This is a genomic window from Arthrobacter sp. MOO21, from assembly GCF_057369995.2.
Window position 1 is genome coordinate 2,951,183 of record NZ_CM170671.2, and the last position, 17,801, is coordinate 2,968,983.

Consider the following 17,801-nt stretch of genomic DNA (forward strand, 5'->3'; position numbering starts at 1 on the left):
CCATGGCCATCGCCATTAACAAGAAGCGTACGAACAAGAGCAAGGCTGCTGCCCGCAGCCGCCGCCAGCTTCGTATCCGCAAGCGCATTGCCGGTACGGCTGCCCGCCCCCGCCTGGTGGTCAACCGCTCCGCACGCCACGTATTTGTCCAGGTTGTCGACGACAGCATTGGGCAGACCGTAGCAAGCGCGTCCACTCTGGAAGCTGACCTCCGTGCATTCGACGGTGACAAGACTGCCAAGGCCAAGCGCGTTGGCGAGCTCGTCGCCGAACGTGCCAAGGCTGCCGGCGTAGAGGCTGTCGTTTTCGACCGTGGTGGTAACAAGTACCACGGCCGCATCGCAGCCGTCGCCGACGGTGCACGCGAAGGTGGGCTGTCACTGTGACCGAAGCAAACAAGGAAAAGGACACTGTGTCTGCAGATCAGAAGGCTCCCGAGGCCGCAGCTGCTGAGACCACTGCCCCCGCTGCCGAGGACCGCCGTGGTGGCGCCCGTCGCGGCGAGCGTGGCGACCGCGGCCAGGGCCGCGGCGACCGCGGTGGCCGTGGCGGCCGCGACGGTGGCCGTGAAGCCGAAAAGAACCAGTTCGTAGAGCGCGTTGTCACCATCAACCGCGTTTCCAAGGTCGTCAAGGGTGGTCGTCGCTTCAGCTTCACCGCACTGGTCGTCGTTGGTGACGGTAACGGCATGGTCGGCGTCGGCTACGGCAAGGCCAAGGAAGTTCCCGCTGCTATCGCCAAGGGCGTTGAAGAGGCCAAGAAGTCCTTCTTCCGCGTTCCTCGCGTTGGCAACACCATCCCGCACCGCGTACAGGGTGAAGCCGCCGCCGGCGTCGTCATGCTGCGTCCGGCTTCCGCCGGTACCGGTGTTATCGCCGGTGGTCCGGTCCGTGCAGTACTGGAGTGCGTGGGCATCCACGACATCCTCTCCAAGTCGCTCGGTTCCTCCAACGCCATCAACATCGTTCACGCGACTGTTGACGCCCTCAAGCGCCTCGAAGAGCCGGGCATCCGTGGCAGCACGCCGCGGCCTGCCGCTGGACGAGGTTGCTCCCCAGGCACTGGTGAAGGCCCTCCTCGCCCCGAAGGCAGGTGTCTAGTCATGGCTAAGAACCTGGTCCCCTCCGACGCTCAGTTGGAGATCACTCAGATCAAGTCCGCCATTGGCGGCAAGCAGAACCAGCGCGACACCCTGCGGTCCCTCGGCCTGAAGCGGATCGGACACACCGTTGTCCGCACCGCCGACGCCGTGACCGTCGGAATGCTCAACACGGTTCCGCACCTGGTAAAGGTAGAGGAGGCGAAGTAAATGGCAGAGAACACTGCTGATAAGGCACAGGCTGCTGAGAAGCAGAACGCCCTGAAGGTTCACCACCTGCGTCCCGCCCCGGGTGCCAAGACCGCCAAGACCCGTGTTGGTCGTGGTGAGGCATCCAAGGGTAAGACCGCCGGTCGCGGTACCAAGGGTACGGCAGCCCGCTACCAGGTGAAGGCTGGCTTTGCCGGCGGCCAGCTGCCGCTGCACATGCGCCTGCCGAAGCTTCGCGGCTTCAAGAACCCGTTCCGGGTCGAATTCCAGGTGGTAAACCTGGACAAGCTCAACGAGCTGTTCCCGGAAGGTGGCGCTGTCACCGTGGAGAACCTGGTCGAAAAGGGTGCCGTTCGCAAGAACCAGCCCGTCAAGGTGCTGGGCACCGGCGACATCACCGTCAAGGTTGACGTCACCGCCCACGCATTCTCGGCCAGCGCCGCGGAAAAGATTGCTGCAGCAGGCGGAAGCACCACCGCCCTCTAAGGACGGCGCCAGCTGTAAAAACTCCCGGTATCCGCAGGCTTCGGCCCCGGATACCGGGAGTTTTTCACTTCCGCCGGTCGTATATTTCCCGCCACCGGGCGCACGATCGAGCCTGCGGATTGTTCGCATGGCGCATACAACCGTTAGACTCGGTTGTCGGGATCTATCGAATTCCCTCACCCCACTCTTTATTGACACCACAGGAGGACGCTTGCTTAGCGCATTTGGCCGGGCCTTTCGCACGCCTGATCTGCGACGCAAGTTGTTGTTCACGCTGGGAATCATCACCATCTTCCGCTTGGGCGCTTTCATTCCCTCGCCTGGTGTGGACTACCAGAATGTCCAGCAATGCTTGCAGAACGGTCAGACTGCCGGCGGGCTCTACCAGCTCGTCAACCTGTTCAGCGGCGGGGCCTTGCTCCAGGTGTCCATCTTCGCCCTGGGCATCATGCCCTACATCACGGCCAGCATCATCGTCCAGCTCCTGCGGGTGGTCATTCCCCGGTTCCAGCAGCTGTACGAGGAGGGCGCGTCGGGGCAGTCCAAGCTGACCCAGTACACGCGCTACCTCACCATCGCGCTGGGCCTGCTAAATGCAACCACCCTGGTGTCCCTGGCCCGCTCCGGCCAGCTGCTTCCCGGCTGCCAGCTGCCGGTGATCCCCGACTCCAGCGTCATCACCACGATCCTGATCATCATCACGCTCACGGCCGGCACCGGCCTGATCATGTGGATGGGCGAGCTCGTCACCGAGAGGGGCGTGGGCAACGGCATGTCGCTGCTCATCTTCACGTCCATCGCGGCGCAGTTCCCCACGTCGCTTGGCGCGATCTGGACCTCGCAGGGTCCCGGCACGTTCTTCCTCGTCCTGGTGGTGGGCCTGCTGACCGTGGCGCTGGTGGTCTTCGTTGAACAGTCGCAGCGCCGCATCCCCGTCCAGTACGCCAAGCGCATGATCGGCAGGCGGACCGTGGGCGGCACCAGCACCTACATTCCCATCAAGGTGAACATGGCCGGCGTCATTCCGGTGATCTTCGCTTCCTCAATGCTCTATATTCCCGGCCTGATTGCGCAGTTCAACCAGCCGAAGAACGGCGAGCAGCTCCAGCCCTGGGTTGAATGGATCAACAACAACCTGACCCGCGGCGACCACCCGATCTACATGGCCGTTTACTTCGTCCTGATCGTGTTTTTCACCTACTTCTACGTCGCGATTACCTTCAACCCTGAAGAGGTCTCCGACAACATGAAGAAGTATGGCGGCTTCATACCGGGTATCCGCGCCGGCCGGCCGACCGCGGACTACCTGCAGTACGTGCTTTCCCGGATCACTCTTCCCGGTGCCCTGTACCTGGGCTTCGTGGCGCTGATTCCGCTGGTGGCGCTCGTGCTGATCAACGCGAACCAGAACTTCCCGTTCGGTGGCACCTCGATCCTGATCATGGTGGGCGTTGGCCTGGAAACCGTCAAACAAATTGATGCGCAGCTACAACAACGTCACTACGAAGGGCTTTTGCGATGACGAGAATGCTGATTATTGGACCTCCCGGTTCCGGAAAAGGAACGCAGGCGGAGCGGATCTCAGAACGCCTCGGCGTTGTGGCCATCTCCACCGGCGACATCTTCCGGGCCAACGTGAAGGGCGAAACCCCGCTCGGCATTGAGGCCAAGAAGTACATGGACAACGGTGACTTCGTTCCGGACAGCGTGACCAACAAGATGGTCCGCGACCGCCTGAACGAGCCCGACGTCGACAACGGCTTCCTGCTGGACGGCTACCCGCGCACCACCGCGCAGGTGGACTACCTCGACGAGATCCTCGCCAACGGCGACGAGAAGCTCGACGTCGTCCTGCAGCTGACCGCTGACGACGAGGAACTGGTGCACCGGCTTTTGGGCCGTGCGAAGGAGACGGGCCGGAGCGACGACAACGAAGCCGTCATCCGCCACCGCCTGGACCTCTACCACGAGCAGACCGAAGCCGTCGTGGCAAAGTACGCCGAGCGCGGCATCCTCACCCAGGTCGACGGGATTGGTCCCATCGACGAGGTGACCAACCGCGTGATGCAGGCCATCAAGGCGGCACAGGCAGCCTGACCCAGGCGCCCCCATCGAGCGAGGCTCCTCCCGGCAACCGGGAGGAGCCTCAGCCATGTGAAAGGACAAACACCATGGCCTTCGGCCAGCCCCGGATCGAATACAAGAACAATGCCCAGATGCGCACCATGCACGAGGCCGGGCTGGTCCTCAGCCGCGCGCTGGACGCCGCCGTGGCAGCCGCGGTGCCGGGGGTCACCACCAAGCACCTGGATGACGTCTTCGCCGCCGTCCTGAACGAGGCGGGGGCCAAGTCCAACTTCCTCGGCTACCACGGCTTCCCGGCCACCATCTGCACTTCGGTCAATGATGAAGTGGTCCACGGCATCCCCGGCAGCCGCGTGCTGCAGGACGGCGACATCATTTCCATCGACGGCGGCGCAATCGTCAACGGCTGGCACTCCGACTCAGCGCGCACCGTCATCGTGGGCACTGCCGACCCCGAGGACCAGAGACTCTCGGACGTCACGCACGCAGCCATGTGGCGGGGCATCGCCGCCCTGGCCAAGGGCACGCATGTGGGTGATATCGGCGCCGCCATCGACGACTATGTCTCTTCTGTGCCGGGCAAGCCCCTGGGCATCCTGGAGGACTACGTGGGCCATGGCATCGGCTCCGAAATGCACATGGCACCGGACGTGCTCAACTACCGCACCAACCACCGCGGCCCCAGGATTAAGCCCGGCCTCTGCCTTGCCATCGAGCCGATGCTGGTCCGCGGCGGCATCGACACTGCCGTCCTCGAGGACGACTGGACCGTGGTGACCACCGACGGCAAGCGCTCCTGCCAGTGGGAGCACTCCGTGGCGGTCCACGAGAAGGGCATCTGGGTGCTGTCAGCGCCCGACGGCGGCGCGGAGCACCTGGAGCCGCTCGGCGTCACCCCCGTGCCGATTCCGTAGGGTCCCGCTCCCCGTGAAGCAGGTAGCGCCAGGTGTCGTTTTGACGGTTCAAAACGACACTTGGCGCTACTCAGTTGGGGAAGGGGCCTAGGCCTTCAGCTTGGGCTTCACATCGCGGTCGTAGATCCCCTGCAGCGTGTTCTTCAGGTCCGTCATGGTGGACTTCACGTCGCCCTGCTGGGTGAGGATCTTCGCGGCAGCCTTCGCCATCTCCTGGTCGGCCCCGGGCAGGAACACACGGGCGTTGTCCTGGACTTTGGTCACCGCCAGCTGGTCCATGGCCGTCTTGATCTGCGGCGTTTTGGCCAGCACCGCCGTCATGTCCGCCGACTTGCGGGTGGGCATGTAGCCGGTGGCGGCAGAGAACTCTGCGGTACTCTCGGGCTGCGTGACGAAGTCCAGGAACATCCCGGCGGCCATCTGCTCCTCCTTGGTGATGCCGCTGGGAATGCCGAGCCCTGCGCCGCCGGTGGGGCAGACGTTGGTGTCGGCCTTCGGGCCGCCCGGCAGGAACCCGACTCCGACATTGAACTTGGCGGACTTCAGGATCCCCAGCAGCGAGCCGGTGGACGAGATGGTGGTGGAGGTCAGCCCGGCGGAGAAATCGTCCGCCGCTTCCTTGGACGATACGCCGGCCCACTTGTCCTTGTAGATCGAGTCCTGCGCCCACTGCAGTGCCGCGACGGATTCAGCGGAGTCGCAGGTGATGTCCCATTCCTTGGACCAGCCGCCGCCCCACCCCCACAGCATGTTCTGCAGCGTCCAGCCCGCGTATCCGGCAAGCGCGGGGTAGATGTAGGCGTACTGTGCGCCGGAGGCCGCCTTGAGCTTGGGCGCCCACTCAGCGAATTCGTCCCAGGTCTTGGGAGCGCGGTCCGGCAGCCCTGCCGCGGCGAAGTGGTCCTTGTTGTAGTAGAACAGCGGCGTGGACCGGCCATAGGGCAGCGCCCACTGCTTGCCGTCGTACTTGTAGTCGTTGACCAGTGACTGCTGGAAGTCGTCCATCTTCGTGTCCAGCTGCTTTGTCAGGCCGTCGACGGGAATGATGCTGCCGTTGGTGTAGTAGCGGAACCACCACACATCGGAGAGGACAACAACGCCGGGGAGGCCGGACTTGGCCGCCTGCGCCGTCTGGAACTTCTGGGCGATCTCCTCGTAGTTGGCCCCGGCGGTGACCAGGTTGACGGTGATGCCCGGGTTCTTGGCCTGGAACTTCTCGATCAGGCTCTTCTCCACCTCCTGTGACTGGCCGGGGTGGCTGGACCAGAAGTCGATCTTAGCGGCCGGCTTTACGCCGCTGAAGTCGATGTCCGTTGCCTGTGACGTGGATTGGCCGCCGCCGGTGGTTGAGGGGCCGCCGCAGGCGGCGAGGGCTGCTGCGGAGGCGGTGGCCCCCGCGAGGCCCAGGAAGTGCCGCCGGTCCAGATGAAATGCCATGAGGGTTTCCTTTCGGTTGTTGCCTTGGAATGGTGAAGTACGACGGCGGCCGGCGGCTTAGCCGGTCACGCTGCCCTGGGTGAGGCCTGCCACGATGTAGCGCTGCAGGGCGGCGAAAATGATCAGGATCGGGACGATGACCAGCACTGCGCCGGCCATGAGGACGCCCCACCCGGCGGCGTTGCTCTCGCTGTTCTGGAGGAGGGTCAGGCCCACAGGCAGGGTCATGGTCTCGGGCCGGTCGGTGATGATGAGCGGCCAGATGTAGTCATTCCATTCGGTCACGATGGTCACCAGGGCCACGGTGGCGATGGAGGGGACCGATACGGGGACCACGATCTGCCACAGCCGGCGCCAGTGGCCTGCACCGTCCATCTCGGCCGACTCCAGGATTGAAGCGGGCAGTGTCCGGAAGTGCTGGCGCAGCAGGAAGGTGCCGAAGGCGGTGCCCAGGCCGGGAAGGATGATGCCCCACAAGGTGTTCTTTCCACCGATCCCGGCAATCAGGATGAAGTTCGGCAGGATGGATACCTGCGGCGGCACCATGAGGGCCACCAGGATCAGCAGGAAGATGAAGTTCCGGAACGGGAAGCGGACGAAGACCAGGGCGTAGGCGGTGAGGATCGCGAGCAGGACCTTGATGGTGGCCCCCACCAGGGTGACGATGGTGCTGTTCAGGAAGAACTGCCCGAACGGCACGGTTGTCATGGCGGTCCTGTAGTTCTCCAGGTTGAGGCTCTCCGGCAGGATCTTCAGGTCCGTGGTGACGATTTCGCCGGCCTGCTTGAAGGAACTGAGCACCATCCACAGCAGGGGCAGGAACACCACCAGGGTGGCAATGGCCAGGGGCACGTAACCGCCCACGACCGTCTGGACGAGGTTGCGGCGCGAGAACGGGCGGTCGCGGTGCGGGCCCGGTTCCGGTGGCGTGACTGCGGGCGCCGTTGGGTCCGGGCTGACCGGGGACAGGGAGGTCATGAGTAGTGCACCTTTCGTTCCACGAACCGCAGTTGCAGCACGGTGATCACCAGGAGGATGGCAAACAGCACCACCGAGATCGCGGCCGAGTAGCCTGCCCTGTTGTAGGCGCCGAACGCCTGGAGGTAGGCCTCGTAGATCAGGGTGCTGGTGCCGGTGCCCAGCGGCGTCATGATGCGGATGAGGTCGAATGCCTGCAGCGAGCTGAGCATCGTGGTGATCAGGAGGAAGAAGGTGGTGGGGGACAGCAGTGGCAGGGAGATGCTGAGGAACCGCCGGAACCCGTTGGCCCCGTCCAGGGCCGCCGCTTCCATGACGTCCTGCGGCAGGGACTGCAGCCCGGCCAGGTACACCACGGCGCAGTAGCCGAGGTTTTTCCAGACGTAGACGATGATCACCATGACCAGCGAAAGCTGGGGGTCGTTGATCCACTGCGGGCTCTGCTGCCCGAGGCCCCGCAGCAGCCAGGCCAGGACACCGTACCCGGGGTCGAAGATGAACAGCCAGACCAGGCCCACGCCCACCCCGGAAAGCACGTAGGGGGCGAAGACGGCGGAGCGGGCAAAGGTGGTTCCCCGGACCTTCGCATTCAGTGCCAGCGCGATCAGCAAACCCAGCAGCATCGACCCGCCCACGGTCACCAGGGTGAATACCGCCGTGGTGCCCAGGACCTTCGGGGCGTCATTGCTGCTGAAGAAGGTCACATAGTTGGCCAGGCCCACCACTGTGGCTGTAGGGGACCCGAGGGTCCAGTCCAGCGTTGAGTAGTACATGTTGCTGAAGAGGGGCCGGTAGGTGAAGACGGCAATCAGCACCAGGTTGGGCAGTGCCATGGCCAGGAAAACGAAGAAGTCCCGGCGGCTGCGCGCCGTCCACCGCCGCTTGGGGACGGCGGCCGTCCCTCCCGGGGGCCTCTTGGATCTGGCGGACCTGTTGGTTCTGGTGGACGGGGGCTGGGCGAGTTGACGGGTCATGCGTGTCTCTCCCGGGTAGGGAGCCTGCTCGTGGCTGGCCGGAGGGTCGGATCTAGGCACTACTACACCAGACCGTCAGTGGGCTGAAACCCGCATATGCCCTTGTCAAAGGACTGTTATCCAAGGCTTCGTCGCCCGTTAACGCTGTGTTGCATGCAGTCTTGCATAAAGTTCGCGCCTGCGGCAGGGGCTCGCGGGGAAAGGGGAGAATAGGGGAATGGGAGCGATCACCGATGTCCCGGGTATCCGGGTGGGCCATGTGCAAAAGGGCGACGACGGCTGGCTGACGGGAGTGACCGTGGTCCTGCCGCCGCCGGGCACGGTGGGCTCGGTTGACGTCCAAGGGGGCGGTCCCGCCACGCACGAGACAGACGCCCTCGATCCCACCACGCTGGTCAGTACCGTGGACGCAGTCGTCCTCACCGGCGGCAGTGCCTACGGGCTTGCATCGGCCGGCGGTGCCCAGCGCTGGTGCGAGCAGAACGGCCGCGGCTTTGCCGTGCCCGGGGGAGTGGTTCCGATCGTCCCGGCCGCCGCAATCTTCGACCTGGGCCGGGGCGGGGACTTTTCAGCACGTCCGACGCCGGACATGGGCTACGCTGCGGCGGCCGCAGCAGCAGCAGAAAAGGAAGGGCACGACGTCGGCCGCGGCAACGTGGGCGCCGGAACCGGGGCGCTCATTGGCAGGACGTACAAAGGAGGCGTCGGCACGGCGTCGATCACTTTGGAGAACGGCGCGGTGGTTGGAGCGCTCGCAGTGGTCAACGCGCTGGGGCTTCCGGTGACGGAACACTCGGTGGTGGAGGAGTCGGTAGTCGAGCCCGGACGGGGATTGAACACAACCCTGGTCGTCGTCGCCACGGACGCTGTGCTGGACGTGGCTGAGTGCAAGCGGACCGCTTCGGCGTCCCATGCGGGGATTGCCCGCGCGCTGAATCCGAGCCATACGCTCGCCGATGGGGACACTGTCTTTTGCCTTGCAACCGGGGCCGTGGCACTGGACCGCTCGGACGACGTTGCCCGGCAAATCAGCCTGGTGACACTGCAAAGTGCGGCAGCCGACGTCGTACGCCTGGCCGTCCTTGACGGGGTGGCCAGCGCCGACGCCGTTGCCACTCCGGTCGGCACCTATGGTGCGTATGGCGGGCAGATGCGCTAGCATGGCTGGATTTAACTTTCGCCGCCAAATGGCGTAGTGTTGTTTGTTGGTTGTCTGGACTGCCGCGCCCTCTTTGGGCTTGGAGACGACAATCGATCCAACAAAAACGTTCGTGGCCATGCCCGGTGCAATCCGGCGGGGCTGCGGCAACAACAGTTAGCGGAGGGTATGGCCAAGAAGGACGGGGTCATTGAGATCGAAGGCGTTGTGACCGAGGCGCTGCCTAATGCGATGTTTCGCGTTGAGCTCACCAACAAGCACATCGTTCTGGCACACATCTCTGGAAAGATGCGTCAGCACTACATCAGGATCCTCCCCGAGGACCGCGTAGTGGTGGAGCTGAGCCCGTACGACCTCACCCGTGGTCGTATCGTCTACCGCTACAAGTAAATTGCTGGGCGGCTGCAGCGCAAGCTGGCCGCTGCTCCAGCTGACCAACTGTTACACGCAAAGGAATGCCATGAAGGTCAAGCCGAGCGTCAAGCAGATCTGCGAAAAGTGCAAAGTGATCCGCCGTAACGGCCGGGTCATGGTGATCTGCGAGAACCCGCGCCACAAGCAGCGCCAGGGCTAATTTCCTTCCCTGAAGGAAAACCCTGGGTTGCTAACCCACGCAAGTAAATAAAGGCAGCACAAGCTGATCTGGAACATTGAGCATCAAAGAGTCCGGACAGCTAACCCCCGGTCGGAGGCTGGGGCCGTACGGAACGTGCGGGTGTACTGCCTACGACCTCCGGTTTATCAAGGAGTACTGCCACTATGGCTCGTCTCGCTGGCGTAGACATTCCCCGCGAAAAGCGGCTGGAAATTGCGCTTACTTACATCTACGGCGTGGGCAAGACCCGTGCACACGAAACCCTGGCTGCCACGGGCATCAGCGCTGACGTTCGCGTCAAGGACCTGACTGACGCCCAGCTGGTTGAGCTGCGTGACTACATTGAAGGCAACTACAAGGTTGAGGGTGACCTTCGCCGCGAAGTAGCAGCAGATATCCGCCGCAAGGTTGAGATCGGCAGCTACGAAGGCCTGCGCCACCGCAAGGGCCTGCCCGTACGCGGTCAGCGTACGAAGACCAACGCACGTACCCGCAAGGGCCCGAAGCGTACCGTCGCCGGCAAGAAGAAGGCCCGTTAAAATCCCCGCCGGGATTAACGGAGCTTTCCCCAATAACTTTCTGTAGGAGAAAAAATGCCCCCGAAGACTCGTGGCGCGGTTCGCAAGCCGCGTAAGAAGGACAAGAAGAATATCGCGCTTGGCCAGGCGCACATCAAGAGCACCTTTAACAACACCATCGTTTCCATCACGGATCCGACCGGCGCTGTTATTTCCTGGGCTTCCTCCGGTGAGGTTGGCTTCAAGGGCTCGCGTAAGTCCACCCCGTTCGCTGCCCAGATGGCTGCCGAAGCCGCTGCCAAGCGTGCGCAGGAGCACGGCATGCGCAAGGTAGACGTTTTCGTCAAGGGACCGGGTTCCGGACGCGAAACCGCAATCCGTTCGCTGCAGGCCGCAGGCCTCGAGGTTGGCTCCATCCAGGACGTCACCCCCGCAGCCCACAACGGCTGCCGCCCGCCGAAGCGCCGCCGCGTCTAATTCTTTTCCGCAGCAGGAGCTTGCCCGGACCAGCGATGGTCCGGGCAAGCCCAGCGCGTTAAGTCTTCAGACCGAATTTCCACCACCTGTGTTGCGTCATATAGCGGATGCTCGCCGAAAGGAAACCTAAGTGCTCATTGCACAGCGCCCCACCCTCTCCGAAGAGGTAGTCTCCGAAAACCGTTCGCGTTTCGTCATTGAACCGCTGGAACCGGGCTTCGGCTACACCCTCGGAAACTCCCTCCGCCGTACCCTGCTCTCCTCCATCCCCGGTGCTGCCGTAACCAGCATCCGGATCGATGGTGTGCTGCACGAGTTCACCACGGTTCCGGGTGTCAAGGAAGATGTCACCGAGATCATCCTGAACATCAAGAACCTGTCGGTTTCCTCCGAGCACGACGAGCCTGTCGTGGCTTACCTGCGCAAGCAGGGCCCCGGAGTCGTCACCGCCGCGGACATTGCCCCGCCGGCCGGCGTCGAATTCCACAACCCGGATCTGCACATCGCCACGCTGAACTCGAAGGGCAAGTTCGAACTCGAACTGACCATCGAGCGCGGCCGCGGCTACGTTTCGGCAGCTCAGAACAAGTCCGGCGACGCAGAGATCGGCCGCATCCCGGTCGACTCCATCTACTCGCCGGTGCTGAAGGTTACTTTCCGCGTGGAAGCAACCCGTGTTGAGCAGCGCACCGACTTCGACAAGCTGATTGTCGACGTCGAGACCAAGCAGGCCATCGCCCCGCGCGATGCCGTTGCTTCCGCAGGCACCACCCTGGTGGAACTGTTCGGTCTGGCCCGTGAGCTGAACACCGCAGCTGAAGGTATCGAGATCGGCCCGTCGCCCACCGACGCTGCCCTGGCAGCCGACATGGCACTGCCGATCGAGGATCTGGACCTCACCGTCCGTTCCTACAACTGCCTCAAGCGTGAGGGCATCCACACCGTGGGTGAACTCGTTGCCCGCTCCGAGGCTGACCTGATGGACATCCGCAACTTCGGTGCCAAGTCCATTGACGAGGTCAAGGCAAAGCTGGTTGAACTGGGCCTGTCCCTCAAGGACTCGCCTCCCGGTTTTGACCTCGCAGCACGCGCCGCAGCAATCGAAGAGGACGACGCCGCGTTCGGCGACGACGAACTCTAAACCAGACCTTGGCCGGCGGGCAGCACCATGGTGTGCGGCCCACGGCTTCCACATGAGGAGAAACAATTATGCCTACCCCCACTAAGGGTCCGCGTCTCGGCGGCGGCCCGGCTCACGAGCGCCTCATGCTCGCGAACCTGGCAGCTTCCCTGTTCGAGCACAAGCGGATCACCACCACGGTCACCAAGGCCAAGCGCCTGAAGCCGTACGCAGAGCGCCTGGTCACCTTCGCCAAGCGTGGCGACCTCGCTTCCCGCCGCCGTGTGCTCGGCCTGATCAGCAACAAGGGCATCGTCCACGAGCTGTTCACCGACATCGCGCAGGCAGTGGAGAACCGCGACGGCGGCTACACCCGCATCACCAAGATCGGCAACCGCAAGGGCGACAACGCTCCCATGGCTGTCATCGAACTGGTCCTCGAGCCGGTTTCCGCCAAGCAGGCCGTCGTAGCCGAGGCTACCGCGGCTGCCAAGCGCGATGCAGACAAGGCTGCTCCGGTTGCCGAGGAAGCTCCTGCCGCTGAGGAAACCACGGAAGCTCCGGCTGCCGAGGAAACCACCGAGGCTCCTGCTGCTGAAGAGGCTGCAACCGAAGAGGCCCCGGCCGCTGAGGAAGCTCCTGCTGAAGAGAAGGACGCGAAGTAATTCGCTGATTTTCTTCGCATAGACTTGGGTCTATGAACGACCAAAAACCCGCGGCCCCCGTTTTGGGGGGCGGCGGGTTTTTGCGTATCCGGCTGGATTTGTCCTACGACGGCGGTCCCTTCAGCGGGTGGGCCCTGCAGCCGGGGCGGCGCACGGTGCAGGGCGTGCTTGAGGAAGCCCTGGAACTGCTGGTCCGGCGGCCGGTCCGCGTCACCGTTGCCGGCCGGACTGACGCCGGCGTGCACGCCCGCGGCCAGGTGGTCCACCTGGACCTCACCGAAGCCGAGTGGCTGGGACTGCCGCGCGGGCATGAACTCGATCCCGCCGTCGCGATGTTGCGCCGGATCCGCGGCGCACTCAGCCGTGCCCTGGGCGACCTGACCGGCGCCGTGGAGGTGCACCGGATCTCGCTGGCGCCCGCCGGCTTCGATGCCCGTTTCTCGGCCCTGTGGCGGCGCTACAGTTACCGCATTGCCGACGGGCCCGCGCTGTGGGACCCGCTGGAGCGGTACTTCACGCTCTGGCACAAGAACCCGCTGGACGTTTCCCTCCTGAACGAAGGGGCAGCCAAGCTTCTGGGGCTGCAGAACTTCCTGTCCTTCTGCAAGCCGCGCGAAGGCGCCACGACCATCCGGGACCTGCAGCGCTTCGAGTTCGCCCGCGCGGAGGACGGCGCCATTGTGGCCACCGTGCAGGCGGACGCTTTCTGCCACAACATGGTGCGCGCACTCATCGGTTCCGCGCTGTACGTGGGGGAGGGCACCGTGGAACCCGGGTGGCTGTACGAGCGGCTGCTGGCGCAGAAGCGGGATGCCAAGTCCGTCCTGGCGGCCCCGCATCCGCTGGTGCTGGAGGAAGTGGCCTACCCGTCCGACCACGAACTCCTGGCCCGCGCCGAACAGACCCGGGCGGTCCGCGAGTACTAGAACGCCGGGGGCGGGCCCTCTGCCGGCAGCGTGACCGTGAAGGTGCTTCCCGTTCCCTCGCCGCTTTCGCAGCTGATGGTGCCGCCGTGCCGCTCCACGATCATTTGCGTGATGGAAAGCCCCAGCCCGGCACCGGGGATGGCTGCCTGCTGCGCCGCGTCGGCGCGGAAAAACCGGTTGAAGACCCGCGCCTTGTCCTCCCGGGACATGCCCATCCCGGTGTCCTGGACGCTCAGCCGGACCCACTGCCTGTCCGCCTCTGCGCTGATGCTGACCCTCCCGCCGTCGGGAGAGTACTTGATGGCGTTGGACACCAGGTTGTCCAGTACCTGGCCTATCCGGAGGGGATCGGCGTACGCCCACAGGGGTGAGGGCACGTCGGCGGAAATCTCCACCTGTGACCGTTCCGCCCACGCCTGCGCCGAGCCAACGGTGGTCTCCACCAGGCTGGCCAGGTCCGTGCGTTTCGGGTGGACGTTCAGCGCTGTGGAGGCGGAAGCGGCCAGGTCAGCGACCAGCGACAGCAGCCGCTCCGCATTGCGTTGGACCACGAGCAGGCGGCGGGTGACCTGCGGCGGCAGCGGCTCGGGTTCCTCAAGGACCAGATCCACGTTGCCGATAATCGAATTCAGCGGGCTCTTGAATTCGTGGGACACATTGGAGATCAGGTCCTGGTTCGCGGCCAGCGACTCCACCCATCCGGTGACATCGGTGTACACCACCACTGCGCCGGTGAGGCGCCCGTCCTCGCTGACGAGCGGACGGGCAGCGGTGGACAGGGCGCGCTGCTCGGTACCAACTCCAGCCCAGACGAGGTAGTCGGCGAACGATTCGCCGGCCATGGCGCGGCTGATGGGGCGCCGGTCCGGGGGAAGCAGGGTGTGCCGGTCCTGGCCGAAGATGAGCTGGTGGCCCTGCCCGGGGACAGCCTCGTCAGCGCCGGTGGCCCGCCTGAAGCTGCGCTGCCTGCTGTTGGAAACCAGGAAGTGCCCGGAGCGGTCGACGGCGGCAATCCCCACGTCCGTGGCGTCCAGGACGGTTTCCAGCAGCTTTTCCCGTTCCCGGCTCGCGGCGAGCAGTTCCCGCAGTTCCCTGTCCTTCTCCGCCAGCTCGCGCTGCTGCAGCCGAAGGTTCACGCTGGCGAAGCGGATGGCCAGGGAGACGGCCAGCATCATGAGGGGAAAGAGGACCACAGTGGTGAGGTCCGACGCGGCCACGGAAGGCACATGGTCCAATGCCGAAGGGAGCATGATGAAGAACGGTCCCAGGAAGCTGAGGACCAGGCTGCTGCGGGCCAGCATGCCCGAAGCCGAGAGCCAGATCACCGGGAACACCACCAGTACCGCCAGGCCCGGCAGCAGTGGGGCTGCGCCGTTCCGCAGCAGCCCGATGGCGACGAAGTCCAGGACTGGAATCAGCAGGTACGGGCGGTGGGGCAGGCGTTCCCAAGGGACCAGGAAGCACCCCAGGAAGAGGATTCCGCTGAGGATGACGCCGGAGAGGTACAGCGGGCTGTGGGTCAATGAGGGCCACGCTAGGGGTGTCGCCACCGCGATTACTGCCACGAAGAGGGTGAGTGGGAGCTGGCACAGCGCCACCTGCGCGCGCGGCCCCAGCCGGCGGAAGATGCGACCAGGTCCCCGATGGAACGTCGGCTCAGCCATGATTTTGACGTGTACCCCCTGTGAATGGAATGCAGCGTCCCCCAAATACCTGCGAATTGCTCCCGTTACTGTGCACGTACCCGCCCGTGCCCATAATGCACATATCTTGTCATAATAATTGACTTTTCAATTTATGGGACGTTTTAGATGTGATCAGTGGGGCTTACTAGTAGCGTATAAATTGTTGGAGCGGGTATGGCATTGGCGCTGGGCCAATGGGGGGCCATCTTCGCCTGGCGCAGGGATAGTAATGGACGATCTTGGTGTAGCTGTGGTCATCGAAGACGATGCTGACGTGCGGAACCTCCTTGAGGGTGTACTGACGCAGGCCGGCTTCGAGGTCCATACGGCAGTTGATGGGCGGGCCGGGGTTGAAGTGGTCCGCAGCAAGCAGGCGAATGTCGTGACCCTTGATATCGGCCTTCCGGATATCGACGGCTTTGAGGTTCTCCGGCGGATTCGCAATTTCAGCAATGCGTACGTGGTGATGCTGACCGGCAGGACGGAGGAACCGGATTTGCTGTCAGCGCTCAATGCAGGGGCGGACGACTACATCGCAAAACCTTTCCGGCCCCGGGAACTGCGGGCCCGGGTTGCCGCGATGATGCGCAGGCCCCGGCATGAAGCCGGCGGCCAACGGGCGTCTTCCGCCTGGGGGCAGGCCCCGGCTCCTGCACCGCCTCAAGCGGACCCTGCGGTCCTGCAGCACAACGGGCTGTCCCTGAACCACCGGACGCGCACCGTTGAGATCCTGGGCGAGCCGCTGGTTCTCACGCGCAGCGAATTCGACCTGCTGCATGTCCTGCTGAAAGGCGGCGGTGCGGTGTGCACCAGGGCCGACCTGGTGCGGGCAGTGCGGGGCGAGTTCTACGACCGGGACACCTACATCAGCGAGGCGGATGAGCGCGCCGTCGAGGTCCACGTGGGCAACCTGCGGCGCAAGCTCAAGGAGGACCAGCTCTCACCGCGCTGGCTGCAGACAGTGCGCGGGGTGGGGTACCGGCTGGCGCCCCGCCGCCCCACCGACGCCTAGCCGTTTTCGAGGATGTAGGTCGACTGCAGCTCGGATACCGTACGGGCGCCGTCCAGGGCGACGCCAACCATCAGCGCCTGGCCTTCGACGAAGTCGCCCTTGCGGATCATCGCTTCGAGGAGTTCAGCCAGCCTGGCGAGGCGTACTCCGCCCACCATGGCTGAGCTGATCTTGAGGCTGATGACCGCGTCCAGGGCCGAGTCCTCGTCCTGGCTGTCCACTGCAGCTCCCAGCCGGGAGAGGCGCTGGTCCCACATGGCGGCGTAGTCCCGGGCGAACCGCTGGGCCAGCCCGGACCCGGCCAGCTCGTCCTCGAGTTCGTCCAGGACTGCTGCATCAATCAACGGCAAGAGAGCCACCGCTTCCAATGAGGGGGCGGCGGTGCCGGCCGGAACGGATGAAGGAGGCAAGATGACCCCGGGCACCAGGGAGTCCGTTGTGGTGCTCTCTCCGCTGGGTTCGGGATCGGGACTGTGCATTGTTCAAGGCTACTTCCTGGAATTTCCTTCGGCGTCCTATTTCGGATGTTCTGTGTAAACCTTGAGGCAACCTTGCCGCCCTTGAGGCGGCCTTTAGTGCCCGCTGAAGGTCACCACGGTGTTGATGACGGCCGGCCCAAGAATGGCAATGAAGAGGACCGGGAAGATGAAGAACAACAGCGGGAACAGGATCGTGACGGGCAGCTTCATGGCCTTTTCCTCAGCCCGCTGGCGCCTCTTGACGCGCATCACCTTGGCTTGGACGCGCAGCACCCGGCTGATGGCGATCCCGTACGTGTCAGCCTGGACCACTGCCTGCACGAAGCTGCGAAGCTCCGGGATGTTGGTCCTCTCGGCCAGGGCGATGTAGGACTCGCGCCGGCTGCGGCCCACCTGCATGTCCTGCAGGGTGCGGACCAGTTCTTCCGCCAGCGGGCCCTTGCCGTTTTCGCCGGCCCGGGCCATGGCCCCTTCGAAGCCCAGTCCTGCCTCCACCGAGATCAGCATCTGGTCCAGGGTGTTGGCCAGTTCCAGCTGCATCGCCTTCTGCCGCTCCTGGCCTTTGCTGTACAGGAGCAGGTCCGGGATGAAGTAGCCAAGGAACATGACGAAAAGCCCGGCGAGTTTCATCAGGGGGCTGCTGCCCGCAGCGGCCAAGTAACCGCCCATGGCGACGCCGGCCAGGCCGAGGGCGAGCTTGGTTCCCAGGACTTTGCCCAGTGGCATGGACACGGGCCGGCCCGCGAGGGACAACAGACGGTCCAGGAAGGCGACGTACGCGGGGGGAGTGAGCCGCCGTCCGAGGGCCTCGAGGCGTCCCGCGGCTCCGGCGGGTGCAGCGGCCACGGGAGGGGCGCCACGGGAGAGCAGGTCGTTGACAGCCAGCCGGCCCTGCTTGTCCACGGTCAGTACGGACCACGCAAGGGCCGCCAGTGGGACACAAACCAGCAGTACGGAGAGGAGAATTATCAGATTCACGGCG

Annotated in this window: 21 protein-coding genes and 1 pseudogene; 16 read left to right on the plus strand and 6 right to left on the minus strand. The window is 64.4% G+C overall.

Going from position 1 to position 17,801, the window contains the following annotated elements; genetic code table 11:
• Positions 1-2 precede the first annotated feature (2 nt).
• From rplR to map, 7 genes and pseudogenes are all read left to right on the plus strand, one after another.
• The gene (gene rplR, locus AC2JAJ_RS13735; protein ID WP_018760446.1) at positions 3-386 is read left to right on the plus strand and encodes a 50S ribosomal protein L18; all 384 of its coding nucleotides are present in this window, start codon (positions 3-5) and stop codon (positions 384-386) included.
• Positions 383-1,100, plus strand: a pseudogene (rpsE, locus tag AC2JAJ_RS13740) (30S ribosomal protein S5). The gene rplR and the pseudogene rpsE overlap by 4 nt, the downstream one beginning before the upstream one ends.
• 2 nt (positions 1,101-1,102) lie before the next feature.
• The gene (gene rpmD / locus AC2JAJ_RS13745; RefSeq protein ID WP_009358731.1) at positions 1,103-1,309 is read left to right on the plus strand and encodes a 50S ribosomal protein L30; all 207 of its coding nucleotides are present in this window, start codon (positions 1,103-1,105) and stop codon (positions 1,307-1,309) included.
• A complete protein-coding gene (rplO, locus tag AC2JAJ_RS13750; RefSeq protein ID WP_013601817.1) occupies positions 1,310-1,795 on the plus strand; it encodes a 50S ribosomal protein L15 in 486 nt (161 codons plus the stop codon).
• Positions 1,796-2,006: 211 nt separating this feature from the next.
• The gene (gene secY / locus AC2JAJ_RS13755; RefSeq protein ID WP_486415470.1) at positions 2,007-3,317 is read left to right on the plus strand and encodes a preprotein translocase subunit SecY; all 1,311 of its coding nucleotides are present in this window, start codon (positions 2,007-2,009) and stop codon (positions 3,315-3,317) included.
• Positions 3,318-3,322: 5 nt separating this feature from the next.
• Positions 3,323-3,892, plus strand: coding sequence for an adenylate kinase (locus AC2JAJ_RS13760; protein ID WP_221386473.1), 570 nt, complete (start codon positions 3,323-3,325; stop codon positions 3,890-3,892).
• 74 nt (positions 3,893-3,966) lie between these two features.
• Entirely contained in the window at positions 3,967-4,794 is an 828-nt protein-coding gene (gene map, locus AC2JAJ_RS13765) for a type I methionyl aminopeptidase (protein WP_221386474.1), read from the plus strand.
• A gap of 87 nt (positions 4,795-4,881) precedes the next feature.
• Here map and AC2JAJ_RS13770 read toward each other — a convergent pair whose 3' ends face one another.
• From AC2JAJ_RS13770 to AC2JAJ_RS13780, 3 genes are read right to left on the minus strand one after another with little or no spacing between them, the layout of a single operon-like run.
• Positions 4,882-6,231, minus strand: a complete 1,350-nt coding sequence (locus AC2JAJ_RS13770) for an ABC transporter substrate-binding protein (RefSeq protein WP_486415469.1) — start codon at positions 6,229-6,231, stop codon at positions 4,882-4,884.
• Between the two features lie 57 nt (positions 6,232-6,288).
• Positions 6,289-7,209: a carbohydrate ABC transporter permease gene (locus AC2JAJ_RS13775; RefSeq protein WP_486415468.1), complete on the minus strand. Its 921-nt coding sequence runs from the start codon at positions 7,207-7,209 to the stop codon at positions 6,289-6,291.
• A complete protein-coding gene (locus AC2JAJ_RS13780; protein ID WP_486415467.1) occupies positions 7,206-8,183 on the minus strand; it encodes a carbohydrate ABC transporter permease in 978 nt (325 codons plus the stop codon). Before AC2JAJ_RS13780 ends, AC2JAJ_RS13775 begins: the two co-directional genes overlap by 4 nt.
• Before the next feature lie 217 nt (positions 8,184-8,400).
• Between AC2JAJ_RS13780 and AC2JAJ_RS13785 the strand changes: the two genes are divergently transcribed.
• The 8 genes from AC2JAJ_RS13785 to AC2JAJ_RS13820 all read left to right on the plus strand — a co-directional run bounded on the left by AC2JAJ_RS13785 (position 8,401) and on the right by AC2JAJ_RS13820 (position 13,643).
• Complete coding sequence (locus AC2JAJ_RS13785; protein ID WP_486415466.1) at positions 8,401-9,342, plus strand: P1 family peptidase; 942 nt, start codon at positions 8,401-8,403, stop codon at positions 9,340-9,342.
• 168 nt (positions 9,343-9,510) lie between these two features.
• Positions 9,511-9,732 carry a translation initiation factor IF-1 gene (gene infA, locus AC2JAJ_RS13790; RefSeq protein ID WP_009358723.1) on the plus strand — a complete coding sequence of 74 codons (222 nt, stop codon included), beginning with the start codon at positions 9,511-9,513 and terminating at the stop codon, positions 9,730-9,732.
• Positions 9,733-9,802: 70 nt separating this feature from the next.
• The gene (rpmJ, locus tag AC2JAJ_RS13795) at positions 9,803-9,916 is read left to right on the plus strand and encodes a 50S ribosomal protein L36 (RefSeq protein WP_009358722.1); all 114 of its coding nucleotides are present in this window, start codon (positions 9,803-9,805) and stop codon (positions 9,914-9,916) included.
• 185 nt (positions 9,917-10,101) lie between these two features.
• Positions 10,102-10,476: a 30S ribosomal protein S13 gene (gene rpsM, locus AC2JAJ_RS13800; RefSeq protein WP_003803743.1), complete on the plus strand. Its 375-nt coding sequence runs from the start codon at positions 10,102-10,104 to the stop codon at positions 10,474-10,476.
• 54 nt (positions 10,477-10,530) lie between these two features.
• Positions 10,531-10,932, plus strand: a complete 402-nt coding sequence (gene rpsK, locus AC2JAJ_RS13805; RefSeq protein WP_009358720.1) for a 30S ribosomal protein S11 — start codon at positions 10,531-10,533, stop codon at positions 10,930-10,932.
• Positions 10,933-11,062: 130 nt separating this feature from the next.
• Positions 11,063-12,073 (plus strand): DNA-directed RNA polymerase subunit alpha, encoded by a 1,011-nt coding sequence (locus AC2JAJ_RS13810; protein ID WP_009358719.1) that lies wholly within the window; start codon positions 11,063-11,065, stop codon positions 12,071-12,073.
• Between the two features lie 68 nt (positions 12,074-12,141).
• The gene (gene rplQ / locus AC2JAJ_RS13815; protein WP_486415465.1) at positions 12,142-12,717 is read left to right on the plus strand and encodes a 50S ribosomal protein L17; all 576 of its coding nucleotides are present in this window, start codon (positions 12,142-12,144) and stop codon (positions 12,715-12,717) included.
• A 32-nt stretch (positions 12,718-12,749) separates the two neighbouring features.
• Positions 12,750-13,643 carry a tRNA pseudouridine synthase A gene (locus AC2JAJ_RS13820; protein WP_486415464.1) on the plus strand — a complete coding sequence of 298 codons (894 nt, stop codon included), beginning with the start codon at positions 12,750-12,752 and terminating at the stop codon, positions 13,641-13,643.
• Here AC2JAJ_RS13820 and AC2JAJ_RS13825 read toward each other — a convergent pair.
• Positions 13,640-15,307 (minus strand): sensor histidine kinase, encoded by a 1,668-nt coding sequence (locus AC2JAJ_RS13825; protein WP_486415463.1) that lies wholly within the window; start codon positions 15,305-15,307, stop codon positions 13,640-13,642. The two genes, AC2JAJ_RS13820 and AC2JAJ_RS13825, sit on opposite strands and share 4 nt — an antisense overlap.
• 250 nt (positions 15,308-15,557) lie before the next feature.
• On the opposite strand from AC2JAJ_RS13825, the gene AC2JAJ_RS13830 reads away from it, so the two are divergent.
• Entirely contained in the window at positions 15,558-16,340 is a 783-nt protein-coding gene (locus tag AC2JAJ_RS13830; RefSeq protein ID WP_486415462.1) for a response regulator transcription factor, read from the plus strand.
• Here the strand turns inward: AC2JAJ_RS13830 and AC2JAJ_RS13835 are convergent.
• Together AC2JAJ_RS13835 and AC2JAJ_RS13840 are read right to left on the minus strand one after the other, a co-directional pair.
• The gene (locus AC2JAJ_RS13835; protein WP_486415461.1) at positions 16,337-16,819 is read right to left on the minus strand and encodes an Hpt domain-containing protein; all 483 of its coding nucleotides are present in this window, start codon (positions 16,817-16,819) and stop codon (positions 16,337-16,339) included. The two genes, AC2JAJ_RS13830 and AC2JAJ_RS13835, sit on opposite strands and share 4 nt — an antisense overlap.
• A gap of 93 nt (positions 16,820-16,912) precedes the next feature.
• Positions 16,913-17,797, minus strand: a complete 885-nt coding sequence (locus tag AC2JAJ_RS13840) for a type II secretion system F family protein (protein WP_486415460.1) — start codon at positions 17,795-17,797, stop codon at positions 16,913-16,915.
• Positions 17,798-17,801 lie beyond the last annotated feature (4 nt).

Excerpts from the sequence above, each read along its gene's own strand:
- AC2JAJ_RS13825 (WP_486415463.1), bottom strand. The coding sequence starts at position 15,307 with ATGGCTGAGCCGACGTTCCATCGGGGACCTGGTCGCATCTTCCGCCGG.
- rpmD (WP_009358731.1), top strand. The coding sequence starts at position 1,103 with ATGGCTAAGAACCTGGTCCCCTCCGACGCTCAGTTGGAGATCACTCAG.
- AC2JAJ_RS13780 (WP_486415467.1), bottom strand. The coding sequence starts at position 8,183 with ATGACCCGTCAACTCGCCCAGCCCCCGTCCACCAGAACCAACAGGTCC.
- infA (WP_009358723.1), top strand. The coding sequence starts at position 9,511 with ATGGCCAAGAAGGACGGGGTCATTGAGATCGAAGGCGTTGTGACCGAG.
- AC2JAJ_RS13770 (WP_486415469.1), bottom strand. The coding sequence starts at position 6,231 with ATGGCATTTCATCTGGACCGGCGGCACTTCCTGGGCCTCGCGGGGGCC.
- AC2JAJ_RS13785 (WP_486415466.1), top strand. The coding sequence starts at position 8,401 with ATGGGAGCGATCACCGATGTCCCGGGTATCCGGGTGGGCCATGTGCAA.
- rplO (WP_013601817.1), top strand. The coding sequence starts at position 1,310 with ATGGCAGAGAACACTGCTGATAAGGCACAGGCTGCTGAGAAGCAGAAC.
- AC2JAJ_RS13835 (WP_486415461.1), bottom strand. The coding sequence starts at position 16,819 with ATGCACAGTCCCGATCCCGAACCCAGCGGAGAGAGCACCACAACGGAC.
- AC2JAJ_RS13820 (WP_486415464.1), top strand. The coding sequence starts at position 12,750 with ATGAACGACCAAAAACCCGCGGCCCCCGTTTTGGGGGGCGGCGGGTTT.
- AC2JAJ_RS13760 (WP_221386473.1), top strand. The coding sequence starts at position 3,323 with ATGCTGATTATTGGACCTCCCGGTTCCGGAAAAGGAACGCAGGCGGAG.
- AC2JAJ_RS13830 (WP_486415462.1), top strand. The coding sequence starts at position 15,558 with ATGGACGATCTTGGTGTAGCTGTGGTCATCGAAGACGATGCTGACGTG.
- rplR (WP_018760446.1), top strand. The coding sequence starts at position 3 with ATGGCCATCGCCATTAACAAGAAGCGTACGAACAAGAGCAAGGCTGCT.
- AC2JAJ_RS13775 (WP_486415468.1), bottom strand. The coding sequence starts at position 7,209 with ATGACCTCCCTGTCCCCGGTCAGCCCGGACCCAACGGCGCCCGCAGTC.
- rpsM (WP_003803743.1), top strand. The coding sequence starts at position 10,102 with ATGGCTCGTCTCGCTGGCGTAGACATTCCCCGCGAAAAGCGGCTGGAA.
- map (WP_221386474.1), top strand. The coding sequence starts at position 3,967 with ATGGCCTTCGGCCAGCCCCGGATCGAATACAAGAACAATGCCCAGATG.
- rpsK (WP_009358720.1), top strand. The coding sequence starts at position 10,531 with ATGCCCCCGAAGACTCGTGGCGCGGTTCGCAAGCCGCGTAAGAAGGAC.
- rplQ (WP_486415465.1), top strand. The coding sequence starts at position 12,142 with ATGCCTACCCCCACTAAGGGTCCGCGTCTCGGCGGCGGCCCGGCTCAC.
- rpmJ (WP_009358722.1), top strand. The coding sequence starts at position 9,803 with ATGAAGGTCAAGCCGAGCGTCAAGCAGATCTGCGAAAAGTGCAAAGTG.